At 63.2% G+C, this 21,897-nt stretch carries 18 protein-coding genes; 11 read left to right on the top strand and 7 right to left on the bottom strand.

The genetic code is table 11. The features are described from left to right. Positions 1 to 97: 97 nt before the first annotated feature. Complete coding sequence (mnmC, locus tag PST29_RS21530) at positions 98 to 2,074, bottom strand: bifunctional tRNA (5-methylaminomethyl-2-thiouridine)(34)-methyltransferase MnmD/FAD-dependent 5-carboxymethylaminomethyl-2-thiouridine(34) oxidoreductase MnmC (protein WP_060844315.1); 1,977 nt, start codon at positions 2,072 to 2,074, stop codon at positions 98 to 100. Positions 2,075 to 2,221: 147 nt separating this feature from the next. Here mnmC and pap point away from each other — a divergent pair, with 147 nt between their 5' ends. From pap to PST29_RS21515, 3 genes are all read left to right on the top strand, one after another. Next, a complete protein-coding gene (gene pap / locus PST29_RS21525; protein ID WP_060844314.1) occupies positions 2,222 to 3,745 on the top strand; it encodes a polyphosphate:AMP phosphotransferase in 1,524 nt (507 codons plus the stop codon). A gap of 102 nt (positions 3,746 to 3,847) precedes the next feature. Continuing rightward, positions 3,848 to 5,032 (top strand): thiolase family protein, encoded by a 1,185-nt coding sequence (locus PST29_RS21520; RefSeq protein WP_060840465.1) that lies wholly within the window; start codon positions 3,848 to 3,850, stop codon positions 5,030 to 5,032. A 147-nt stretch (positions 5,033 to 5,179) separates the two neighbouring features. Then, a complete protein-coding gene (locus tag PST29_RS21515; protein WP_060840464.1) occupies positions 5,180 to 6,139 on the top strand; it encodes a DMT family transporter in 960 nt (319 codons plus the stop codon). Positions 6,140 to 6,211: 72 nt separating this feature from the next. On the opposite strand, the gene PST29_RS21510 is transcribed toward PST29_RS21515, so the two are convergent. Further along, entirely contained in the window at positions 6,212 to 7,606 is a 1,395-nt protein-coding gene (locus PST29_RS21510) for a class II fumarate hydratase (RefSeq protein WP_060844313.1), read from the bottom strand. A gap of 192 nt (positions 7,607 to 7,798) precedes the next feature. On the opposite strand from PST29_RS21510, the gene PST29_RS21505 reads away from it, so the two are divergent. From PST29_RS21505 to PST29_RS21475, 7 genes are all read left to right on the top strand, one after another. Further along, entirely contained in the window at positions 7,799 to 8,314 is a 516-nt protein-coding gene (locus tag PST29_RS21505) for a DUF2059 domain-containing protein (RefSeq protein WP_042940787.1), read from the top strand. A gap of 12 nt (positions 8,315 to 8,326) precedes the next feature. Then, complete coding sequence (locus PST29_RS21500) at positions 8,327 to 8,620, top strand: BolA family protein (protein ID WP_060844312.1); 294 nt, start codon at positions 8,327 to 8,329, stop codon at positions 8,618 to 8,620. Between the two features lie 166 nt (positions 8,621 to 8,786). Next, positions 8,787 to 9,728 (top strand): oxygen-dependent tRNA uridine(34) hydroxylase TrhO, encoded by a 942-nt coding sequence (trhO, locus tag PST29_RS21495; RefSeq protein ID WP_060844311.1) that lies wholly within the window; start codon positions 8,787 to 8,789, stop codon positions 9,726 to 9,728. 36 nt (positions 9,729 to 9,764) lie between these two features. Continuing rightward, on the top strand, positions 9,765 to 10,367 hold the full coding sequence (locus tag PST29_RS21490; protein ID WP_173655954.1) for a DsbA family protein: 603 nt from the start codon (positions 9,765 to 9,767) through the stop codon (positions 10,365 to 10,367). Between the two features lie 16 nt (positions 10,368 to 10,383). After that, complete coding sequence (locus tag PST29_RS21485; RefSeq protein WP_173664442.1) at positions 10,384 to 12,180, top strand: ABC transporter ATP-binding protein; 1,797 nt, start codon at positions 10,384 to 10,386, stop codon at positions 12,178 to 12,180. A 207-nt stretch (positions 12,181 to 12,387) separates the two neighbouring features. Next, entirely contained in the window at positions 12,388 to 14,847 is a 2,460-nt protein-coding gene (locus PST29_RS21480) for an EAL domain-containing protein (protein ID WP_060840458.1), read from the top strand. Positions 14,848 to 14,924: 77 nt separating this feature from the next. Next, entirely contained in the window at positions 14,925 to 15,677 is a 753-nt protein-coding gene (locus PST29_RS21475; RefSeq protein ID WP_375136276.1) for a TenA family transcriptional regulator, read from the top strand. Positions 15,678 to 15,769: 92 nt separating this feature from the next. Here the strand turns inward: PST29_RS21475 and PST29_RS21470 are convergent, their stop codons facing one another. From PST29_RS21470 to PST29_RS21450, 5 genes are all read right to left on the bottom strand, one after another. Further along, positions 15,770 to 16,696 (bottom strand): GGDEF domain-containing protein, encoded by a 927-nt coding sequence (locus tag PST29_RS21470; protein ID WP_060840456.1) that lies wholly within the window; start codon positions 16,694 to 16,696, stop codon positions 15,770 to 15,772. A 368-nt stretch (positions 16,697 to 17,064) separates the two neighbouring features. After that, on the bottom strand, positions 17,065 to 17,805 hold the full coding sequence (locus PST29_RS21465; RefSeq protein WP_016964099.1) for a YciK family oxidoreductase: 741 nt from the start codon (positions 17,803 to 17,805) through the stop codon (positions 17,065 to 17,067). Positions 17,806 to 17,861: 56 nt separating this feature from the next. Then, positions 17,862 to 18,533: an N-acetylmuramic acid 6-phosphate phosphatase MupP gene (mupP, locus tag PST29_RS21460; RefSeq protein ID WP_060840454.1), complete on the bottom strand. Its 672-nt coding sequence runs from the start codon at positions 18,531 to 18,533 to the stop codon at positions 17,862 to 17,864. Between the two features lie 3 nt (positions 18,534 to 18,536). Beyond that, positions 18,537 to 19,235 carry a bifunctional 2-polyprenyl-6-hydroxyphenol methylase/3-demethylubiquinol 3-O-methyltransferase UbiG gene (gene ubiG, locus PST29_RS21455; protein WP_016964097.1) on the bottom strand — a complete coding sequence of 233 codons (699 nt, stop codon included), beginning with the start codon at positions 19,233 to 19,235 and terminating at the stop codon, positions 18,537 to 18,539. Between the two features lie 62 nt (positions 19,236 to 19,297). Beyond that, a complete protein-coding gene (locus PST29_RS21450; RefSeq protein ID WP_060840453.1) occupies positions 19,298 to 20,629 on the bottom strand; it encodes a TRZ/ATZ family hydrolase in 1,332 nt (443 codons plus the stop codon). 108 nt (positions 20,630 to 20,737) lie between these two features. On the opposite strand from PST29_RS21450, the gene mtnA reads away from it, so the two are divergent. After that, positions 20,738 to 21,814, top strand: a complete 1,077-nt coding sequence (mtnA, locus tag PST29_RS21445; RefSeq protein ID WP_060844309.1) for an S-methyl-5-thioribose-1-phosphate isomerase — start codon at positions 20,738 to 20,740, stop codon at positions 21,812 to 21,814. Positions 21,815 to 21,897: the final 83 nt, after the last annotated feature.

Here is a 21,897-nt window from a genome sequence, read left to right as displayed (position 1 = left end):
GTTATAAGCCGACCGGTGGTGCTGAGGCGTGAAGAGCGGTTTTGCGTTCGGCCAAGGGCCGGCGGCGCTCTTCAACACCCGGGGTTGGCGCTCTGTCTCAGGCCTTGCCGCGAATCAGGCGGCGCAGGGCAAAGCGATTGGGATGGCAGGCTTCGGCCACGCTCCTGGGCAGTGGCAGCGGCTCGTTTTCCAGCCAGGCGGCCAGCAGTTCGCCGGACAGTGGCGCAGTGATCAGGCCGCGAGAACCGTGGCCGCTGTTGATGTACAGGCCATCGAGCCAGGGGCAGGGCAGGTCCGGCACCTGGCGCGCGTCCTTGCCCAGGGCGGCGTAGGTGTCGGCGAACGCTGCCGGGTCCGCCAGGGGGCCGACGATGGGCAGGTAGTCCGGGCTGGTGCAACGGAAGGCCGCACGACCTTGCAGGCGGTCCAGGGGCAGTTGCTCGGCGTTCAGGCGTTGCAGCAGATCACTGGAGATTTCCCGCAGCATGTCCAGGTTGCCGGCATGCTCGGCGCTGGTCGGGGTCAGGTCCTGGCTCTTGAAGTCGAAGCTGGCGCCCAGGGTGTGCTCCCCAAGGCGCGGCGGAGCGACGTAACCCTCGGCGCAGACCACGGTGGCCAGGCTCTGGCTTTGCGCGGTCTGCGGCAGGCGGGTGATCTGCCCGCGAATGCGCTTGAGGGGCAATTCGGCACTGGCCGGGAAGCGCCTGATTTCGGCGGCACCGGCAAGGATCACCACCGCCGCACTGGCCAGCATCCGTTCGCCGTCCCAGGCTTGCCATTGCTGATCGACCCGGCGTAACTCCAGCACTTCCCGGTGCGCCAGGACCTGGATCTGCGGATGATCGGCCTGCCACTGGCACAGCGCTGGCGGATGCACCCAGCCGCCTTCGGGGTAGAACAGGCCGCCGTGTTCCAGGCCGATGCCGGCCAGGGCCTGGGCCTCTGGCTGGCCCAGCCGCCGCAGCAGGTCGGCGGGGAAGGCCGCGGCCAACTGCGCCTGGCGCTCGGCTTCCTTGGGATTGAAGGCCAGTTGCAGTACCCCGCAGCCGTCCCAGTCCAGGCCACGTTGCAGGTGTTCCAGCTGGCGCCGGGTGTAGCCGAAACCGCTGAGGATCATTTGCGATAGCGCAGTGCCGTGGGCGGAGAGCTTGAGGTAGAGCACCCCTTGCGGATTGCCCGAGGCTTCCTGGGCCAGTTGTTCGTGGCGTTCGAGCAATTGCACCTGCCAGCCGCGGGCGGCAAGGCTGGCCGCACTGGCGCAGCCGGCCAGGCCGCCGCCGATCACCAGGGCGGTTTTGGCCTGGGCCGGCGGGCGGGCGAACCACGGCTTGGCCTGTGCCGGCGATGGACTGTCCTCGGGCCAGCCCAGGAATTCGCCGCGCAGCACTTCCCACTTGCGACCGATGCCCGGGGTGCGCTTCATCTTGAAACCCGCCGCATTCAACAGGCGGCGTACCCAGCCGGTGCTGGTAAAGGTGCTGAGGGTGGAACCCGGTGCCGCCAGGCGCGCCAGTTCGGCGAACAGTTCCGGGGTCCACATGTCGGGGTTCTTCGCCGGGGCGAAGCCGTCGAGAAACCAGGCGTCGATCTGCGCGTCCAGTTGCGGCAATTGCTCCAGGGCGTCGCCGATCAGCAGGGTCAGGGTGACCCGGCCGTCGTCCAGCACGATGCGCTGGAAACCGCCGTGCACGGCGACGTAGTGCTTGAGCAACTGCTGGCTCAGTTCCGTCAGTTCCGGCCACAGGGCCAGGGCCCGTTGCAGATCGGCCGGACTCAGGGGGTACTTTTCCACGCTGACGAAATGCAGCCGTGCAGTGGTCGGCGCCTGCTGCCGGAACAACTGCCAGGCGCAGAGAAAGTTCAGCCCGGTGCCGAAGCCGGTTTCACCGATGACGAATCGCGCATCGGCATTCAAGTCGGCAAAGCGTTCCCGCAGGCGGTTCTGTTCGATGAACACATGGCGGGTTTCCTCCAGGCCCGAGTCGCTGGAGAAGTACACGTCATCAAAGACCCGCGAGCGCGGGCGTCCTTGGTCGTCCCAGTCGAGCTGGGCGTGGGGCAGTTCAGGTGTCATGTTTGGCTCGTCTGGCGCAAGGCGGCCATTCTAGCCGATCGCCGGCGCCGTGCCTGATCCACGGCAAGGCTGAGCGGGGTCGGGGATTTGTTTTCCTTGGCCGAGGCCGATCCGCTAGTCTTGGACAATTCTTGGAAGGAGCCACCCATGTTCGAATCCGCTGAAATCGGTCACGCCATCGACAAAGAAACCTACGATGCCGAAGTGCCGGCCTTGCGCGAGGCCTTGCTCGAGGCGCAGTTCGAGCTGCGCCAGAAGGCCAGGTTTCCGGTGATTGTGTTGATCAATGGCGTCGAGGGCGCGGGCAAGGGCGAGACGGTCAAGCTGCTCAACGAATGGATGGACCCGCGGCTGATCGAAGTGCGCACCTTCGACCAGCAGACCGATGAAGAACTGTCGCGACCACCGGCCTGGCGCTACTGGCGGATGCTTCCGGCCAAGGGCCGCATGGGGGTGTTCTTCGGCAACTGGTACAGCCAGATGCTCCAGGGCCGGGTGCATGGCCAGATCAAGGACCCGCGCCTGGACCAGGCGATCAATGGCGCCGAACGCCTGGAAAAGATGCTCTGCGATGAAGGCGCGCTGATCTTCAAGTTCTGGTTTCACCTGTCCAAGAAACAGATGAAGGACCGCCTCAAGTCCTTGCAGGATGATCCGCTGCACAGTTGGCGCATCAGCCCGCTGGACTGGCAGCAGTCACAAACCTACGACAAGTTCGTCAAGTACGGCGAACGGGTCCTGCGGCGTACCAGTCGCGACTATGCGCCCTGGCATGTGATCGAGGGTGTCGATCCGCATTACCGCAGCCTTACCGTGGGCCGGATCCTTCTGGAGGGCCTGCAGAATGCCTTGAACCGCCAGCCGCTGAGACCGGCCCAGGTCAACGCCGCGCCGTTGCCGACAGCGGTGGATGAGCTGAGTCTGCTGGACAGCCTGGACATGACCCAGCACCTGGACAAGGACGACTACGAGGAGCAGTTGATTACCGAGCAGGCGCGCCTGGCCGGTCTGCTGCGGGACAAGCGCATGCGCAAGCACGCCCTGGTGGCGGTCTTCGAGGGCAATGACGCGGCGGGTAAGGGCGGCGCCATTCGTCGGGTCGCCGCGGCCCTGGACCCGCGCCAATACAGCATCGTGCCGATTGCCGCGCCCACTGAAGACGAACGCGCGCAGCCCTATCTCTGGCGTTTCTGGCGGCATATTCCGGCGCGCGGCAAGTTCACCATCTTCGATCGTTCCTGGTACGGCCGGGTCCTGGTGGAGCGGGTCGAGGGCTTCTGCCAGCCCGCTGACTGGCTGCGGGCCTACAGCGAGATCAACGACTTCGAGGAGCAGTTGGCCGATGCCCGGGTGATCGTGGTGAAGTTCTGGCTGGCCATCGACAAGGACACGCAACTGGAGCGTTTCCAGGCGCGGGAGGCGATTCCCTTCAAGCGCTTCAAGATCACCGAGGACGATTGGCGCAACCGCGATAAATGGGGCGATTACCGCCTTGCCGTCGGCGACATGGTCGACCGTACCAGTACCGAAGTGGCGCCCTGGACCCTGGTGGAAGCCAACGACAAGCGCTGGGCCCGGGTCAAGGTTCTGCGCACCATCAACCGTGCCCTGGAAGCCGCCTTCGAGCGCTCCGACAAGCACGACAAGAAAGACCGGAAGGACAAGAAGTAGGCCGATGGTCGCGCATACGCCCAGTGAATGATTGTCGCGGCGGCGAGGGAGGGGCATCTATGCTCGAGGCTCTTCCTGCTGCCAACAACAATGAGGTGCGTCATGCGTGAAGTGGTGATCGTCGACAGCGTACGGACTGGCCTGGCCAAGTCCTTTCGCGGCAAGTTCAACCAGACCCGTCCGGATGACATGGCCGCGCACTGCGTCAATGCGCTGCTCGCCCGCAATGGCATCGATCCGGCCAGCGTCGAGGACTGCATCGTCGGCGCCGGTTCCAATGAAGGGGCCCAGGGCTTCAACATCGGCCGCAACGTCGCGGTGCTCTCGGCCCTGGGTACCGGCACTGCGGGCATGACCCTCAACCGTTTCTGCTCCTCGGGCCTGCAGGCGATCGCCATCGCCGCCAACCAGATCGCCTCCGGCTGCAGCGACATCATCGTTGCCGGTGGTGTCGAATCCATCAGCCTGACCATGAAGAGCGTCAACACCGACAACCTGATCAACCCGCTGCTCAAGGAGCAGGTGCCGGGCATCTACTTCCCCATGGGCCAGACCGCCGAGGTGGTGGCCCGGCGCTACAACGTCAGCCGTGAAGCCCAGGACCGGTATTCCCTGCAAAGCCAGCAGCGTACCGCCCAGGCCCAGGCCGACGGCCTGTTTCGCGACGAGATCGTGCCGATGACGGTCAAGTACCACGTCGAAGACAAGCACACCGGGCAAGTACAGATGCTCGACGGTGTAGTGGATCGTGACGACTGCAACCGCCCGGATACCACCCTGGAAAACCTTGCGGCCCTCAAGCCGGTGTTTGCCGAGGACGGTTCGGTGACCGCGGGCAACTCTTCGCAGCTGTCCGATGGCGCCTCCATGACCCTGGTGATGAGCCTGGAACGGGCCCTGGCCCTGGGGCTCAAGCCCAAGGCGTTCTTCCGTGGCTTTACCGTCGCCGGCTGCGAGCCGGACGAGATGGGCATCGGCCCGGTGTTCTCGGTGCCCAAGCTGCTCAAGGCCAAGGGCCTGAAGGTGGATGACATCGATCTGTGGGAACTCAACGAGGCATTTGCCTCGCAGTGCCTGTATGCCCGCGACCGCCTGGAGATCGACAACGCCAAGTACAACGTCAATGGCGGCTCGATCTCCATCGGCCACCCGTTCGGCATGACCGGCTCGCGCCAGGTCGGGCATCTGGTGCGTGAATTGCAGCGGCGCAACCTGCGTTACGGCATTGTCACCATGTGCGTGGGCGGTGGCATGGGCGCCACGGGGCTGTTCGAAGCCGTGCGCTAGTTTTCGCGGAGTCGGCAAGCCGGCTCCTGCGGGGCCGGTTTGCGACCTGCACAATTCTGTTTGCGCTGGGTCGCCAACTGTCACTGTGTCGAGGGTTGGCGCAGGCCTAGAATGTGCACCTCATTGGCACGGCTTTTTGGGGTTCGCATGCACGTCTCGTCCGGTCGTTGGGTCTACGGTCTGTTCCTGGCCCTGTTGACCGCGCTGTTGTGGGGCATCCTGCCCATCAAGCTCAAGCAAGTGCTGCTGGTGATGGACCCGGTCACCGTGACCTGGTTTCGCCTGCTGGTGTCCGGCGGCTGCCTGTTCCTCTATCTGGCGGCGGTCAGGCGCCTGCCACGCTGGCGCTTGCTCGGCCCGAAAGGGATATGGCTGGTACCGATCTCGGTCTTGGGCCTGGTGGGCAACTACGTGCTGTACCTGATGGGCCTGAACCTGCTGAGCCCGGGCACCGCGCAACTGGTGGTGCAGATGGGACCGATCCTGTTGCTGATTGCCAGTGTGTTTGTGTTCAAGGAGCGGTTCAGCCTGGGGCAGGGCCTGGGGTTGCTGGTGCTGCTGATTGGCTTCGGGCTGTTCTTCAATCAACGGCTGACCGAGCTGCTGACCTCGCTCAGTGACTACACCGCCGGCGTCCTGACTATTCTCGCCGCTTCCGCGGTCTGGACCTTCTATGCCCTGGGCCAGAAGCAGCTGTTGAGCGTGTGGAATTCCTTGCAGGTGATGATGGTGATCTACCTGTTCTGCGCCTTGCTGCTGACGCCCTGGGTACACCCGCTGGAAGCCCTGGAGCTGAGCCCCCTGCAAGGCTGGCTGTTGCTCGCCTGTTGCCTGAATACCCTGATCGCCTACGGTGCCTTTGCCGAGGCCCTGGCGCATTGGGAGGCGTCGCGGGTCAGCGCGACCCTGGCGATCACGCCCCTGGTGACCTTTGCCGCGGTGGCGTGGGCGGCCTGGGTCTGGCCGGAGCATGTGCAGGCCGAACAGATCAACGGCCTGGGTTATGGCGGGGCGCTGCTGGTGGTGCTGGGGTCGGCGCTGACGGCCCTGGGGCCGTCATTGATGGCGGGGTTGCGCGCCCGGCGGCAGCGGATCGCGGCGGGGTGAGCTGCGCTGGCGAGTCAGTTCCTGCAGCAACCCGTCTGTAGGGACTGGCTGGCCAGCGAACAAGACGCCGCGCTAACCCTGTTTTCCGGCCTCCAGCATGTTTTCCGGGCGGACCCAGGCATCGAACTGCTCATCGGTCAGGTAGCCCAGCTCCAGCGCCGCTTCGCGCAGGGTCAGGTTTTCGGCATAGGCCTTCTTGGCGATCTCGGCGGCCTTGTCGTAGCCGATGTGGGTGTTCAGCGCGGTCACCAGCATCAGGCCGCGTTCCAGGTGCGCGGCCATCTGCTGGGGATCCGGTTCCAGCCCGGTGATGCAGTGCTGCTGGAAGTTGCTGCAGCCGTCGGCCAGCAAGCGGATCGATTGCAACAGGTTGTGGATGATCACCGGCTTGAACACGTTCAACTGCAGATGGCCCTGGCTGGCGGCAAAGCCGATCGCCACGTCGTTGCCCATCACCTGGCAGGCGAGCATCGACAGGGCTTCGCACTGGGTCGGGTTGACCTTGCCGGGCATGATCGAGCTGCCCGGTTCGTTGGCCGGCAGCTTGACTTCGGCCAGCCCCGCCCGCGGGCCAGAGCCCAGCAGGCGCAGGTCGTTGGCGATTTTCATCAGGCACACCGCGAGGGTTTTCAGCGCGCCGGACAGGGTGGTCAGCGGCTCGTGGCCGGCCAGGGCGGCGAACTTGTTGGGGGCGGTGACGAACGGCAGGCCGGACAGCGCGGCCAGTTCGGCGGCGATGGCTTCACCGAAGCCGTGGGGCGAATTCAGCCCGGTGCCCACCGCGGTGCCGCCCTGGGCCAGTTCGCAGACTGCCGGCAAGGCGCTGCGGATGGCCCGTTCGGCGTAGCCCAGTTGAGCGATGAAGGCGGAGATTTCCTGACCGAAGGTAATGGGCGTGGCATCCATCATGTGAGTGCGTCCGGTCTTCACCAGCTTCATGTGCCGGGCCGACAGTTCGGCCAGGCCGCCGGACAGCTCGGTGATCGCCGGCAGCAGTTGGAACTGCACGGCCTGGGCCGCCGCGATGTGCATGGCGGTGGGGAAGCAGTCGTTGGAGCTTTGCGAGCGGTTGACATGATCGTTGGGGTGCACCGGAGACTTGCCGCCCCGGGGATTGCCCGCCAGTTCGTTGGCCCGCCCGGCCAGGACCTCGTTGACGTTCATGTTGCTCTGGGTGCCGCTGCCGGTCTGCCACACCACCAGGGGGAACTGATCGTCATGCTCGCCGGCCAGCACTTCGTCGGCTGCCTGTTCGATCAGCCGGGCGATGTCGGCGGGGATATCGCCATTGCGATCATTGACCCGGGCGGCGGCTTTCTTGATCAGGGCCAGGGCATGCAGCACGGCCAGGGGCATGCGCTCGTTGCCGATGGCGAAGTTGATCAGCGAGCGCTGGGTCTGTGCGCCCCAATAGGCTTGTTCCGGGACTTCAACCTGGCCCAGGCTGTCGGTTTCGATTCGATTCATCGTGACATTCCTCCAAGTCTGACTGGCCAGTTTAGGCCCTGATCTGCGGCCCGGGTTCCGTGCGTGGAGGTTTTGTGTCGGTTATCCGGGCAAAACCGGGGTCGCTGGGGCGTGGGGTTGAGGGACGCGGATTAATAGGCGCAGAATGGGCGCCCTTGGGGTTTTACCTCGCCTGCTAGAAAAGGAAACTCGATGACCCGTTTTCGTGCCATCTGTACCGCGGTTGTTCTGGTGTGTGCCAGCGGCCAGGTTCTTGCCGATACCGCCAGCCACAACGCCAGTGCCGAGGCCTTCCTGACCCTGGCCCATGCGGACAAGCTCGGTACGCCGGTGTACATGCAAGTCCAGCAAATGTTCGCCCAGCGTTTTGAACAGACCAAAGCCCCGGAATCCAAACGCGCTCTGCTGGAAACCTACCAGGCCAAGGCCAACGCCGCGCTGGATCAGGCCATTGGCTGGAACAAGCTGAAACCGGACATGGTCAAGCTCTACACCAGCAACTTCAGCGAGTCCGAGCTCAAGGACCTGGTCGCGTTCTACCAGTCGCCACTGGGCAAGAAAGTCCTGGAAAAAATGCCCCAGCTGACCCAGCAATCGGCGCAGATGACCCAGGCCAAGCTGGAAAGCGCGGTGCCGGTGGTGAACAAGCTGCTGGCCGACATGACCGCCGAGCTCGAGCCCAAGGCGGCTCCGGCGAAGAAGAAGTAAGCGGAGCCCGCAATGACCATGCAACAACGTATCGAAGCGGCGCTCGCAGCCCTGCAGCCCGAGCACCTGCAAGTGCTGGATGAAAGCCACATGCACAGCCGTGGCCTGGAAACCCACTTCAAGGCGGTACTGGTCAGCGAGCAGTTCGCCGGCCTCAACAGCGTCAAGCGTCACCAGAAGGTCTACGCCACCCTCGGTGAGCTGATGGGCCAGCTCCATGCGTTGGCGCTGCACACCTACACCCCCGAGGAGTGGTCGAAGATCGGTGTGGCTCCGGCCTCGCCGACCTGCGCCGGTGGTCGATAGGAGCGGGTGCGTCTCGCCGCAGTTCTGAGGTCACTCAGGTGCGGCTTGCCGCTTGGAGCTTGAGGCTGCCTTTCTGATAGAATCCGCAACGCGCCGCTTATGCCGGCGCGTTTTTTTTTGCATCCGGTTCACCCTTTACGAGGGTAGCCACCTGGAGAGATTTCCCATGACACAACCCATTGTCGTGGCGGCACTGTACAAGTTCGTCACCCTCGAAGATTACGTCAGCCTGCGCGAGCCCCTGTTGCAGGCCATGCTCGACAACGGCATCAAGGGCACCCTGCTGATCGCCGAAGAAGGCATCAACGGCACGGTTTCCGGCAGCCGCGAAGGCATTGACGGGCTGCTGGCCTGGCTGAAGAACGATCCGCGCATGGTCGATATCGATCACAAAGAGTCGTATTGCGACGAGCAGCCGTTCTATCGCACCAAGGTCAAGCTCAAGAAAGAGATCGTCACCCTTGGCGTGCCCGGCGTCGACCCCAACAAGAAAGTCGGGACCTATGTCGAGCCCCAGGACTGGAACGCCCTGATCAGCGATCCGGAAGTGCTGCTGATCGACACCCGTAACGACTACGAAGTGTCCATCGGCACCTTCGAAGGCGCCATCGACCCCAAGACCACCAGCTTCCGCGAGTTTCCGGACTACATCAAAGCCAACTTCGACCCAAGCAAGCACAAGAAGGTGGCGATGTTCTGCACCGGCGGCATCCGTTGCGAGAAGGCTTCGAGCTACATGCTCAGCGAGGGCTTCGACGAGGTGTTCCACCTCAAGGGCGGGATCCTCAAGTACCTCGAAGAGGTGCCTCAAGAGGAGAGCAAGTGGCAGGGCGACTGCTTCGTGTTCGACAACCGGGTCACCGTTCGCCACGACTTGAGCGAAGGCGACTACGATCAATGTCATGCCTGCCGGACTCCGGTGAGCGTCGAGGATCGGGCGTCCGAGCACTATGTGCCCGGCATCAGCTGCCCGCATTGCTGGGACAAGCTGAGCGAGAAGACCCGCCGCAGTGCCATCGACCGGCAGAAGCAGATCGAATTGGCCAAGGCGCGCAACATGCCGCACCCGATCGGTTACAACTACAAGCAATCTTCCTCCGAGGCTTGAGCCATGTCTGCCCGCCTGCTCTATGTGATGGACCCGATGTGTTCGTGGTGCTGGGGTTTTGCGCCCGTGGCCCAGGCGCTGGCAGAGCAGGCCCAGGCTGCCGGTGTCGAGCTGCATCTGGTGGTGGGCGGTTTGCGCACCGGGAGCGGCTCGGCGCTGGAACCCAACACCCGGCGCTACATTCTTGAGCACTGGCAGGCGGTGCAGCAGGCTACAGGCCAGCCGTTCACCTTCGAAGGCGCCTTGCCCGATGGCTTTGTCTACGACACCGAGCCGGCTTGCCGGGCGATCGTCACCGCCCGGAGCCTGGCCCCGGACTGCGCCTGGAGGCTGCTGGGGCTGATCCAGCGGGCGTTCTATGTCGAAGGCCGTGATGTCACCCTGGCCAGTGTGCTGGTCGAGCTGGCGGAGCAGGCCGGGGTTCCGCGGATCGAGTTCGCCGAAGCCTTCGACCGGGCCGAGCAGCACGCGGCCACGGCGGCGGACTTCACCTGGGTCCAGGACCTGGGAATCGCCGGATTTCCGACCTTGCTGGCAGAGCGCAATGGCCAGTTGGCGCTGCTGACCAATGGCTATCAGCCGCTGAGCGAGTTGTCGCCGTTGCTTGGCCGCTGGCTGGAGCGCGCCGCCTGTGCCTGAGCCGGTCGAATCCAGCATCCCCGGCAAAACCGTCGATCGTCTGAGCTGGGGTGAGATCCGCCGTCTGGCCCTGCACCACCGGAAGTCGCTGTGGATCGCCAACGGCGTGGCCGTGCTGGCAACGCTGTGCAGTGTGCCGATTCCGCTGTTGCTGCCATTGCTGGTGGACGAGGTGCTGCTGGGGCATGGCGACGCTGCGCTGCAAGTGATGAACCGCCTGCTGCCGGGCGGCTGGCAGAGCGCGGCGGGCTACATCGGCCTGATGCTGCTGGCGACCCTGATCCTGCGTTGCTCCGCCCTGGTGTTCAACGTGGTCCAGGCTCGGCTGTTTGCCGGGCTGGCCAAGGACATCGTCTACCGGATCCGGGTGCGCCTGATCGAGCGGCTCAAGCGTATTTCCCTGGGGGAATACGAAAGCCTGGGGGGCGGCACGGTGACCACCCACCTGGTCACCGATCTGGACACCGTGGACAAGTTCGTCGGGGAAACCCTGAGCCGGTTCCTGGTGGCCATGCTGACCCTAGTGGGCACGGCGGGCATCCTGATGTGGATGCACTGGAAGCTGGCGCTGCTGATCCTGCTGTTCAACCCGCTGGTGATCTTTGCCACGGTGCAACTGGGCAAGCGGGTCAAGCACCTGAAAAAACTGGAAAACGACAGCACCTCGCGGTTCACCCAGGCGCTGACCGAGACGCTGGAGGCGATTCAGGAAATTCGAGCCGGCAACCGTCAGGGCTACTTTCTCGGTCGCCTGGGGCGGCGTGCCGAAGAGGTGCGCGATTATGCCGTGGCCTCGCAGTGGAAGAGCGATGCCTCGGGCCGGGCCAGCGGCCTGCTGTTTCAGTTCGGCATCGATATCTTCCGCGCCGCCGCGATGCTCACGGTGCTGTTCTCCGACCTGTCCATCGGCCAGATGCTGGCGGTGTTCAGCTACCTGTGGTTCATGATCGGCCCGGTGGAGCAGTTGCTGAACCTGCAATACGCCTACTACGCCGCCGGCGGGGCCCTGACCCGGATCAACGAGTTGCTGGCGCGGGCCGACGAGCCGCAGTACAGCGGTGGTACGGATCCGTTCCTGGGCTGCGAAACCGTGGGCATCGAGGTCCGCGGCCTGAGCTTCGGTTATGGCGATGAACGGGTGCTGGACAACCTGAACCTGTCCATTGCGCCTGGCGAAAAGGTGGCCATCGTCGGCGCCAGTGGCGGTGGCAAGAGCACCCTGGTGCAGCTGCTGCTGGGGTTGTACACGCCGCAGACCGGAGTGATCCGTTTTGGTGGTGCGACCCAGCAGGAAATCGGCCTGGAAACCGTGCGCGATAACGTCGCCGTGGTGCTGCAGCATCCTGCGCTGTTCAACGACACCATTCGCGCCAACCTGACCATGGGGCGCGAGCGCAGTGACAGCGCCTGCTGGCAGGCTCTGGAAATTGCCCAGTTGGACGCCACCGTCAGGGCCTTGCCGCAGGGACTGGACAGCGTGGTCGGACGCTCCGGGGTGCGTTTGTCCGGTGGCCAGCGCCAGCGCCTGGCCATTGCACGGATGGTCCTGGCCGAGCCCAAGGTGGTGATCCTAGACGAGGCCACCTCAGCCCTGGATGCCGCCACCGAATACAACCTGCATCAGGCCTTGACGCGCTTTCTGCGTGGGCGGACTACGCTGATCATTGCTCATCGCCTGTCGGCGGTAAAACAGGCAGACCGGGTTTTGGTGTTCGATGGCGGGCAGATTGCCGAAGATGGCGACCATCAGCAGCTTATTGCCGATGGCGGCCTTTATGCCAAGCTTTACGGGCATCTGCAGCAGGTTCGATAGTCTTGAGTTTTATCCGGCTTTCTGTGCTTAGTGCTTGAATTTCCTGGTGGAATAACCGTTTCAGCGTGAGGCAGCGGCCGTTTCCTCCTGCTGGTCAGATCCGCTTGCAGCTCGCCTTGCGTCGGATCTGAGGAAATTGGCCTAATCTGTGCTGGCTGGGGCGGGACTACTGGGTGTTCATTTGGCAGTGCGCGAGCAAGGACCCTCATGAAGCAAAAGCGGACTTTCGCAACGCCGCGGTTGTTGGGCATCGTCTGGCCCTTTATCGCCGTGGTGTTATTCCAAGCCTTGTTGGGCGGCCTCAGCCTCTATGTCCTGTCGGCAGTGCGTGGTTACGTGGCTGGCGAAAGCCTGTGGTCCAAAGGGCAGAAGGACGCCATCTACTACCTCAATCTGTACGCCGACAGCCGCGACGAAGGCACCTTTCTCAAATACCAGAACGCCATAGCCGTGCCTCAGGGCGGGCATGAGCTGCGGGTGGCCCTGGATCGCCAGCCGCCGGATCTTGAGGCGGCGCGGCTGGGGATCCTCAAGGGCGGCAATCACCCGGATGACGTCCCCAGCCTGATCTGGCTGTATCTCAACTTCCGCCATTTCAGCTATCTGGAAAAGGCCATCGATTTGTGGACGGTGGGTGACGGCTACCTGCTGCAGCTCGATACGGTGGCCCGAGAGATGCACCAGGGGATCGGCAGCAACAGCGCCAGCGAAGCCGACGTCAAGCGCTGGAAGGGTCAGATCTTTGCCATCAACGATGGGGTGACGCCGGCGGCCAAGGCCTTCAGCGACGCCCTGGGAGAGGGCTCGCGGGTGATCTTGCGCCTGTTGCTGGTGACCAACCTGGCCACGGCGTTGGTCCTGATTGCCCTGGCGTTGCTGCGCACCCACAAGCTGCTGGCCCAGCGCCATGCCTTTGCCGACGCCTTGCAACTGGAGAAGGAGCGCGCGCAGATTACCCTGCAATCGATTGGCGATGGGGTAATCACCACGGATGTCGAGGGCGCCATTGCCTATATGAACCCGGCCGCGGAAGAGTTGACCCGCTGGAAGGCTGAGCAGGCGGTGGGATTGCCCCTGGCCGCGCTGTTCAATCTGCTGGATGAGAACGCCCAGACCGATGGGTTCACCCTGATCGAGCACATTCTCAGCGGCCAGCTCAGCGGTGGCAGCGAACATTCCAAGCTGATCCAGCGCCTGGATGGCAGCACGGTCTCGGTGACACTGGTGGGGGCGCCAATCCGTAATGCCGGCAAGGTCAGTGGCACGGTGCTGGTGCTGCATGACATGACCCAGGAGCGGCAGTACATCGCCAATCTGTCCTGGCAGGCGACCCACGATGCACTGACCGGGCTGGCCAACCGCCGCGAGTTCGAGTTCCGCCTGGAGCAGGCCCTGCACAACCTGATCCGCCAGCCGGCCCGGCACGCGTTGATGTTCCTGGATCTGGACCAGTTCAAGCTGGTCAACGACACCTGTGGTCATGCCGCCGGAGACGAGTTGCTGCGACATATTTGTGCGCTGCTGCAGTCGGGGCTGCGCGAAGGTGACACCCTGGCGCGGCTGGGGGGCGACGAGTTCGGGATTCTCCTGGAAAACTGCTCGCCGGAGGCGGCGGAAAAGATTGCCGAAGGGCTGCGTCAGACGGTGCAAAATCTGCACTTTGTCTGGAAGGGCCGGCCGTTCGTCACCACGGTGAGTATCGGTCTGGTGCACATCGCCCAGACCCCGACCACCCTTGAGGCGTCATTGCGGGCGGCGGATATGGCCTGCTACATGGCCAAGGAAAAAGGACGCAACCGGGTCCAGGTCTACCATGCCGACGATTCGGAGCTTTCCCTGCGATTCGGCGAAATGGCCTGGGTCCAGCGTCTGCACATGGCTCTCGAGGAGAACCGTTTCTGCCTCTATTCCCAGGAAATCACGGCCTTGGGTCATGCCGAGCGTGAGGGTGGGCATGTCGAGATTCTCCTGCGTCTGCACGACGAGGCGGGCAGGATGATCCTGCCGGACAGCTTTATCCCGGCGGCGGAGCGCTACGGCCTGATGACCTCTCTGGATCGCTGGGTGGTGCAGAACGTGTTCAAGGTCATTGCCCAGTGCATCGCCGAGGGGCGTGAAGGGCCCATGGCCATGTGCGCGATCAACTTGTCGGGGATCACCATTGGCGACGACGAGTTTCTCGACTTCCTGAGGGAGCAGTTCATCGTCTATGGCGTACCGCCGCAGATGATCTGTTTTGAAATTACTGAAACCAGTGCGATTGCCAATTTGGGCAGTGCGATCCGTTTTATAAATGAACTCAAGGGCTTGGGCTGTCATTTTTCCCTGGACGATTTTTGTGCGGGAATGTCGTCGTTCGCTTATCTCAAACATTTGCCTGTAGACTTCCTCAAGATCGATGGAAGTTTCGTAAAGGATATGCTGGACGACCCGATTAACCGCGCCATGGTCGAAGTGATCAACCACATCGGGCATGTCATGGGTAAGCGCACGATTGCCGAGTTTGTTGAAACACCGCAGATCGAGCAGGCCTTGCTTGAGATCGGCGTGGATTATGCTCAAGGCTACATTGTTGAACGCCCGCAATTGTTTACCTGTGACAGCCTGCAGTGTCGACCCGTGCGACCACGGCCCTTGTTATTCAAGGCGCCCGGCACCTTCCGTTGAAACCTCTTTTGGGTCCGCACATCACAATCAAAAGGAGTCCGACAGTGATCGACACATTCAACCGAACCGGCCCGCTCATGGAAGCTGCCAGCTACCCCGCCTGGACCCAGCAATTGATCCAGGACTGCAGCGAGAGCAAGCGCCGTGTGGTGGAGCATGAGCTGTACCAGCGCATGCGCGACAACAAGCTCAGCGCCAAAGTCATGCGCCAGTACCTGATCGGCGGCTGGCCGGTGGTTGAGCAGTTTGCCCTGTACATGGCGCAGAACCTGACCAAGACCCGTTTTGCCCGCCACCCCGGCGAGGACATGGCGCGCCGCTGGCTGATGCGCAACATTCGTGTCGAACTCAATCATGCCGATTACTGGGTGCACTGGAGTCGGGCCCACGGTGTGACCCTGGAGGACTTGCAGGCCCAGCAAGTGCCACCGGAACTGCATGCCCTGAGTCATTGGTGCTGGCACACCAGCTCTGCGGATTCGCTGATCGTGGCTATTGCGGCCACCAACTACGCCATCGAAGGGGCGACGGGCGAATGGTCGGCCCTGGTTTGCTCCAGTGGTGTCTACGCTGCCGCGTTCCCGGAAGAGGAGCGCAAGCGCGCCATGAAGTGGCTGAAGATGCATGCCCAGTACGATGATGCTCACCCCTGGGAAGCGTTGGAGATCATTGTCACCCTGGCGGGTCTGAATCCGAGCAAGGCGCTGCAAGCCGAGCTGCGGCAGGCGATCTGCAAAAGCTATGACTACATGTTCCTGTTCCTGGAACGTTGCATGCAGCAGGAAAAGACCACGGTAACCCGCGAGCGTCTCGCGCTGGTCGAGGGGTAAGGCAGGAGGTGCGGGCAGGTCGCTGGTCGCCGGCGCGGGGCGCTTGTGACGATGGCGTTGCCCGCCACTGCTTGTGAGGTGTGGGCCGGCGTCTAGCCGGCCATCGCCAGGCGATTGCGGCCTTCGCGCTTGGCCACGTACAGCGCGCTGTCGGCGCGACGCAACAGGCTCTCGGCGGACTCTCCCGGCAGCAGGGTCGAGCAGCCCAGACTCACCGTCAGTTCGATTGAGTGGTCATCGGCTCGATACTCCTGCGCTTGCGCGGCATGTCGCAGCCGTTCCCCCACCATTGCTGCGGCTTCGCGTCCAGTGTTGGAAAGCAGGATCAGGAACTCCTCCCCGCCAAAGCGAAACACCATGTCCACATTGCGCAACTGCGCCTTGATCGAGGCCGCCACGGCTTTGAGCACTTCGTCGCCGGTACTGTGGCCGTAGCTGTCGTTGATCCGCTTGAAGTGATCGATATCCAGCATCAGCAATGACAGTGGTAGCTGGTGGCGGCGAGCCATCTCGATTTCCCGTTGCAGGGTCTGGTCCATGGCGATGCGGTTGCCGGTGTCGGTCAGCGGATCGCGCAGTGCACTGCGGGTCGCGGCGCGATACAGCAGGGCGTTGCGCATGGGGTACAGCAGGGTGGACAGCAGCGACTCCAGGCTGCCCTGTTCGCTGTCGCTGAAACGCTGGTTGCGCCGGAACACCAGTTCGCCCATGGGCTCGCCTTCATGGCTCAGGCTGTAGCTGATGGAGTGGTGCCCGCGCTGGCCAAATTCCAGGCGCAGATCACTGGGGGCGTGCTCATAGCGCAGGGCATCAAGGGGGACCAGTCTTTGCGCTTCGCGAAAGAACAGGCCGAGGATGCGTTGTGGCTCAAGGCTGGTCTGCAGTTGCAGGCTCAGTTGCTGGCGCAATTGTCCGAGGCTGATGGGGTGCTTGACCGGCGGTGTCTGTTGGCCAAAACCCAGGCGTTGCAATTTCGCGCTATCGAAGTCAATTGCGTTGGTCTGGGAAGGTGTTTTCATCTGAGCTTGAGCCCCCTGAGCACTGTGTACGCTGTTACTGCCTGGGTGAGAGCGGCTCGGAGCTGCGCGTCATACTGTTCCTTCAGTCCCGTAGGACAATTGCGCGCATTTTATGCCGCTCGCCATTGGCTAGAAAGCCCTTGGCGCAAGCCGGTTACCACAGTGTTGATGCACTGTGCGTTGAGTGTTCTTAGAGCGAAACTCGTGCCATTCGGTTCATCTGAATAAAACTCGTTTTAATTCAAATGGTTGGTGATTGTTTCGGAAGGCATGTCGCCTCAAGCGACACTTGTTTGGCTTGAGAACCCCCGAGAACCGGGAGCGGTAGAGGCATCGCGCCAGTATTCTGGCGCGACGAACGGGAGGGGTTACTGCGCGTCGAAAGCCTGGCCGTTGATCCCGGCGCTGTCCGGGCCCATGAGGTACAGGTAGACCGGCATGATCTCTTCCGGTGTCGGGTTGTTGCTCGGGTTTTCCCCGGGGTAGGCCTGGGCCCGCATGCTGGTGCGGGTGGCGCCGGGGTTGATGCTGTTGGCGCGAACCGGGGCCACGGTATCCAGCTCATCGGCCAGGGTTTGCATCAGGCCCTCGGTGGCGAACTTGGACACGCCGTAAGCCCCCCAATAGGCCCGCCCCTTGCGTCCGACGCTGCTGGAGGTGAAGACCACCGAGGCATCCTGGGACAGCTTGAGCAAGGGCAGCAGGGTGCTGGTCAGCATGAACATCGCGTTGACGTTGACTTGCATCACCCGCATGAAGTTTTCCCCCGACAACTGCTCCAGCGGTGTGCGCGGGCCAATGATCGAGGCGTTGTGCAGCAGACCGTCGAGATGGCCGAACTCGGTCTCGATCATCGCCGCCAGCTCGTCGTATTGGTGTGGCAGGGCGGTTTCCAGGTTGAACGGGATCACCGCAGGCTGAGGGTGGCCCGCGGCTTCGATGGCGTCGTAGACCTCGGTCAGGTTGGCTTCGGTCTTGCCCAGCAACAGTACCGTGGCGCCGTGGGCAGCGAAGGTCTTGGCGGCGGCGGCGCCGATGCCGCGGCCGGCGCCGGTGACCAGGATGACCCGATCCTTGAGCAGTTCGGGGCGAGCGGAGTAATCAAACATAAAGGGCCTCAACAGAAAATGGAGCGTTCCCGGCGATTAGCCGGGAATGCCGCTGCTCAGCAGCTGCACAATGCGTTATCCAGAACCTGGCGCAGTTCCAGCGGGTGATTGATCACCACATCGGCGCCCCAGTGCCGGGGGTTATCGTCCGGATGGATGTAGCCATAGGTCACTGCGGCAGTCTTGGTGCCGGCGTCGCGGCCGGACTCGATGTCTCGCAGGTCGTCGCCGACGAACAGGACGCTGGCAGGGTCCAGGTCGAGCATCTTGCACGCCAGGATCAGCGGCTCCGGATCGGGCTTGCTGTTCTTGACGTGGTCAGGGCAGATCAGCAGCGCCGAGCGCTCGGCCAGTCCCAGTTGCTGCATGATCGGTTCGGCGAAGCGCAGCGGCTTGTTGGTGACCACGCCCCAGATCAGATTGGCTTTTTCGATATCGGCCAGCAGCTCGGCCATGCCGTCGAAGAGCCGGCTGTGCACGGCGCAATGCGCGAGGTAGCGCTCGAGGAACTCCAGGCGCAGTTCTTCGAAGCCCGGGGATTCCGGATCCATGGAGAATGTCACGGCCACCATGGCCTTGGCGCCGCCGGAGACTTCGTCGCGAATGTGCTGATCGTTGATCGGTGGCAAGCCGCGATCATGGCGCATGCCCTGGCAGACCGCGATGAAGTCCGGCGCAGTATCGAGCAGGGTGCCATCCATATCGAAAAGAACGGCTCTGATAGCCATGTCTCACTCCTCTCGCAGGGTCTGGATCATGTAGTTGACGTCAACGTCCGCCGCCAGCTTGTAGTGCTTGGTCAGCGGGTTGTAGGTCAGGCCAATGATGTCCTTGACGGTCAGGCCGGCGGAGCGGCTCCAGGCGCCAAGCTCCGAGGGGCGGATGAATTTCTTGAAATCGTGAGTGCCGCGGGGCAGCAGCTTCATGATGTATTCCGCACCGATGATGGCGAACAGGTAGGCCTTGGGGTTGCGGTTGATGGTCGAGAAGAACACCTGGCCGCCGGGCTTGACCATGCGGAAGCAGGCACGGATGACCGATGAAGGATCGGGAACGTGTTCGAGCATCTCCAGGCAGGTGACCACGTCGAATTGCTCGGGCATTTCCTCGGCCAGGGCTTCGGCGGTGATCTGCCGGTACTCGACGTTGACGCCGGATTCCAGCTGGTGCAGTTGTGCCACGGCAAGGGGGGCCTCGCCCATGTCGATGCCGGTTACGGTGGCGCCACGTTGGGCCATGGCTTCGCTGAGGATGCCGCCGCCACAGCCGACGTCGAGGACTTTCTTGCCCGCCAGGCCGACCCGCTCATCGATCCAGTTGACCCGCAGCGGGTTGATGTCGTGCAGGGGCTTGAATTCGCTTTCGCGGTCCCACCAGCGATGGGCCAGGGCTTCGAATTTGGCGATTTCAGCGTGGTCGACGTTGCTCATGGGTGGTGCTCCAAAGCTAATGAATGCTGTGTTGGGCCTCGAGCATCCGCTCAAGGCCCGGGTTATTGGGTGTGGCCGCCGATGCGCTGGCCCCAGCTGCGGGCGGTGGCGCCAAGCTGTTGTTCATCGAGGCGGGTCAGGCGCCGGTCCTCCAGCAGTTGCTTGCCGGCGACCCACAGGTGCCTGACGCAGTCCCGGCCGGTGGCGTAGATCAGTTGCGACACCGGGTCGTAAATCGGTTGCTGGGCCAGTCCGGACAGGTCGAAGGCCACCAGGTCTGCGGCCTTGCCGATTTCCAGGGAGCCGACTTCGCTTTCCAGGCCCATGGCCCTGGCGCCGTTGAGGGTGGCCATGCGCAGCGCGCGATGGGCGTCCAGAGCGGTTGCCGATCCGGCCACGGCCTTGGCCAGCAGGGCTGCGGTGCGAGTCTCCCCCAGCAGATCCAGATCGTTGTTGCTGGCCGCGCCATCGGTGCCCAGCGCAACATTGACACCGGCCTGCCACAGGCGCTCCACCGGGCAGAAGCCGCTGGCCAGTTTCAGGTTGGACTCCGGGCAATGAATGACGCTGGTGTTGGTTTCTACCAGTAAAGCCAGGTCGTCATCGCTGATTTGGGTCATGTGAACGGCCTGGAAGCGCGGTCCCAGCAGTCCGAGGCGAGCCAGGCGCGCCAGCGGCCGCTCACCGCGCTGCTCCAGGGATTGCTGCACCTCGAATGCGGTTTCATGCACGTGCATGTGGATCGAAGCGTCGAGCTCTTCAGCGATCACCCGAATCTTTTCCAGGTTTTCGTCGCCCACGGTGTAGGGGGCGTGGGGGCCGAAGGTGATCTTGATCCGTGGGTGATGCTTGAGGTCGCCAAACAGTTCCACTCCCTGACGAATGGCTTCGTCGGCGTCGTGGGCGCCGGGGATGGGGAAGTCCAGGATCGGCATGGCGATCTGTGCACGAATGCCGCTGTTGTGCACCCGTTCACTGGCAACCTTTGGGAAGAAGTACATGTCAGAGAAACAGGTGATACCGCCTTTGATCTGTTCGGCGATGGCCAGGTCGGTGCCGTCACGGACGAAGGCTTCATCCACCCACTTGGCTTCGGCGGGCCAGATGTGCTTCTCCAGCCAGGTCATCAGTGGCAGGTCGTCGGCCAGGCCACGGAACAGGGTCATGGCCGCGTGCCCATGGGCGTTGATCAGACCGGGGCTGAGCAGCATGCCGGGCAGCTCGCGGATTTCGCTGGCGCGGCACTTCAAGGCTTCGCTGCGTGGCCCGATGAAGTGGATGCGGCCGTCGCGGATGCCCAGCCCGTGGTCCTTGAGCACGACCCCGGCCGGCTCCACCGGTACCAACCAGGTCGGCAACAGCAGCAGGTCGAGCGCAATGTCACGGTTTGGCATCGAATATCGGTCCAGGGCTTCATATAAAGGATGGCGAAGTATACCCGAGCGTCCTGGCGGGGTGATCGCTATAATCGGCCGCTTTTGTTCATGAGTACGGGGTGAGGGATGCGCGATCGTCTGTTGGCTGCGGAGAAGGTCAAGGCCATTGAATGGCGAGATAGCACTCTGTATCTGCTCGATCAGCGGAAACTGCCCCGCGAGCAAGTCTGGGTTGCATGCGACAGTGTGGCCGGGGTGGTTGAGGCGATTCGCTCGATGGTGGTGCGCGGTGCGCCGGCCATTGGCATCTGCGCGGCCTATGGCGTGGTCCTGGCGGTGGGCGCGCGCCTTGCCGCGGGCGGTGACTGGCTGGCAGCCCTGGAAGAGGATTTCAACCTGCTGGCGGACTCGCGCCCAACCAGTGGTCATTTGCTCTGGACCCTGAATCGCATGCGCGAGCGCCTGGATCGGGTCAAGGATCAGGCCAGTCCACTGGCGGCCCTGGAAGCCGAGGCGCTGGCGATCCACGAAAGCGATCGGGAGGCCAATCTGACCATGGCCCAATTGGGCGTGGAGCTGATTCGCCGGCATCAGGGCAATCCCCAGGTCCTATTGACTCACTGCAACACCGGCGCCTTGGGCTCCGGCGGTTTCGGCACTGCGCTGGGCGTGATCCGTGCGGCGTGGCTGGAAGGCATGGTCGAGCGGGTCTATGTCGATGAAACGCGGCCCTGGCTGCAAGGCTCGCGCTTGACCGCCTGGGAGCTGGCCCATGAGGGGATTGCGTGCACCATCAATGCCGACTCCGCGGCCGCGCACATCATGAAGACCAAGGGGGTGACCTGGGTGGTGGTCGGCGCTGATCGGATCTGCGCCAATGGTGATGTGGCGAGCAAGATCGGCACTTATCAACTGGCGGTCAATGCCATGCACCATGGCGTGCGCTTCATGGTGGTGGCCTCCAGTTCGAGCATTGATATGACCCTGGTCAGTGGCGAGGATGTTCCTCTGGAAGAGCGCGAAGGCAGTGAGCTGCTGGATGTCGGCGGGCAACCGCTGGGTGCCTTGGTGGAAGTCTTCAATCCGGTATTCGATGTGACCCCGGCGGACCTGATCGATGCCATCGTCACCGAGAAGGGCGTTGTCGAGCGTCCGGACGCCGCCAAGATGGCGCAATTGATGTGTCGCAAGCGCTTGCATTGACCGTGGTCCGCGGAAATGGTCGGTGGCGACTTCCCTGGGCGGCTGTCCAGTCAGCAAAAACCGGTCAAATGCGTACGAATTTG

The organism is Pseudomonas sp. St29, assembly GCF_001547915.1.
Taxonomy (GTDB): Bacteria; Pseudomonadota; Gammaproteobacteria; order Pseudomonadales; family Pseudomonadaceae; genus Aquipseudomonas.
This window is presented reverse-complemented; position numbering and strand designations above follow the sequence as displayed.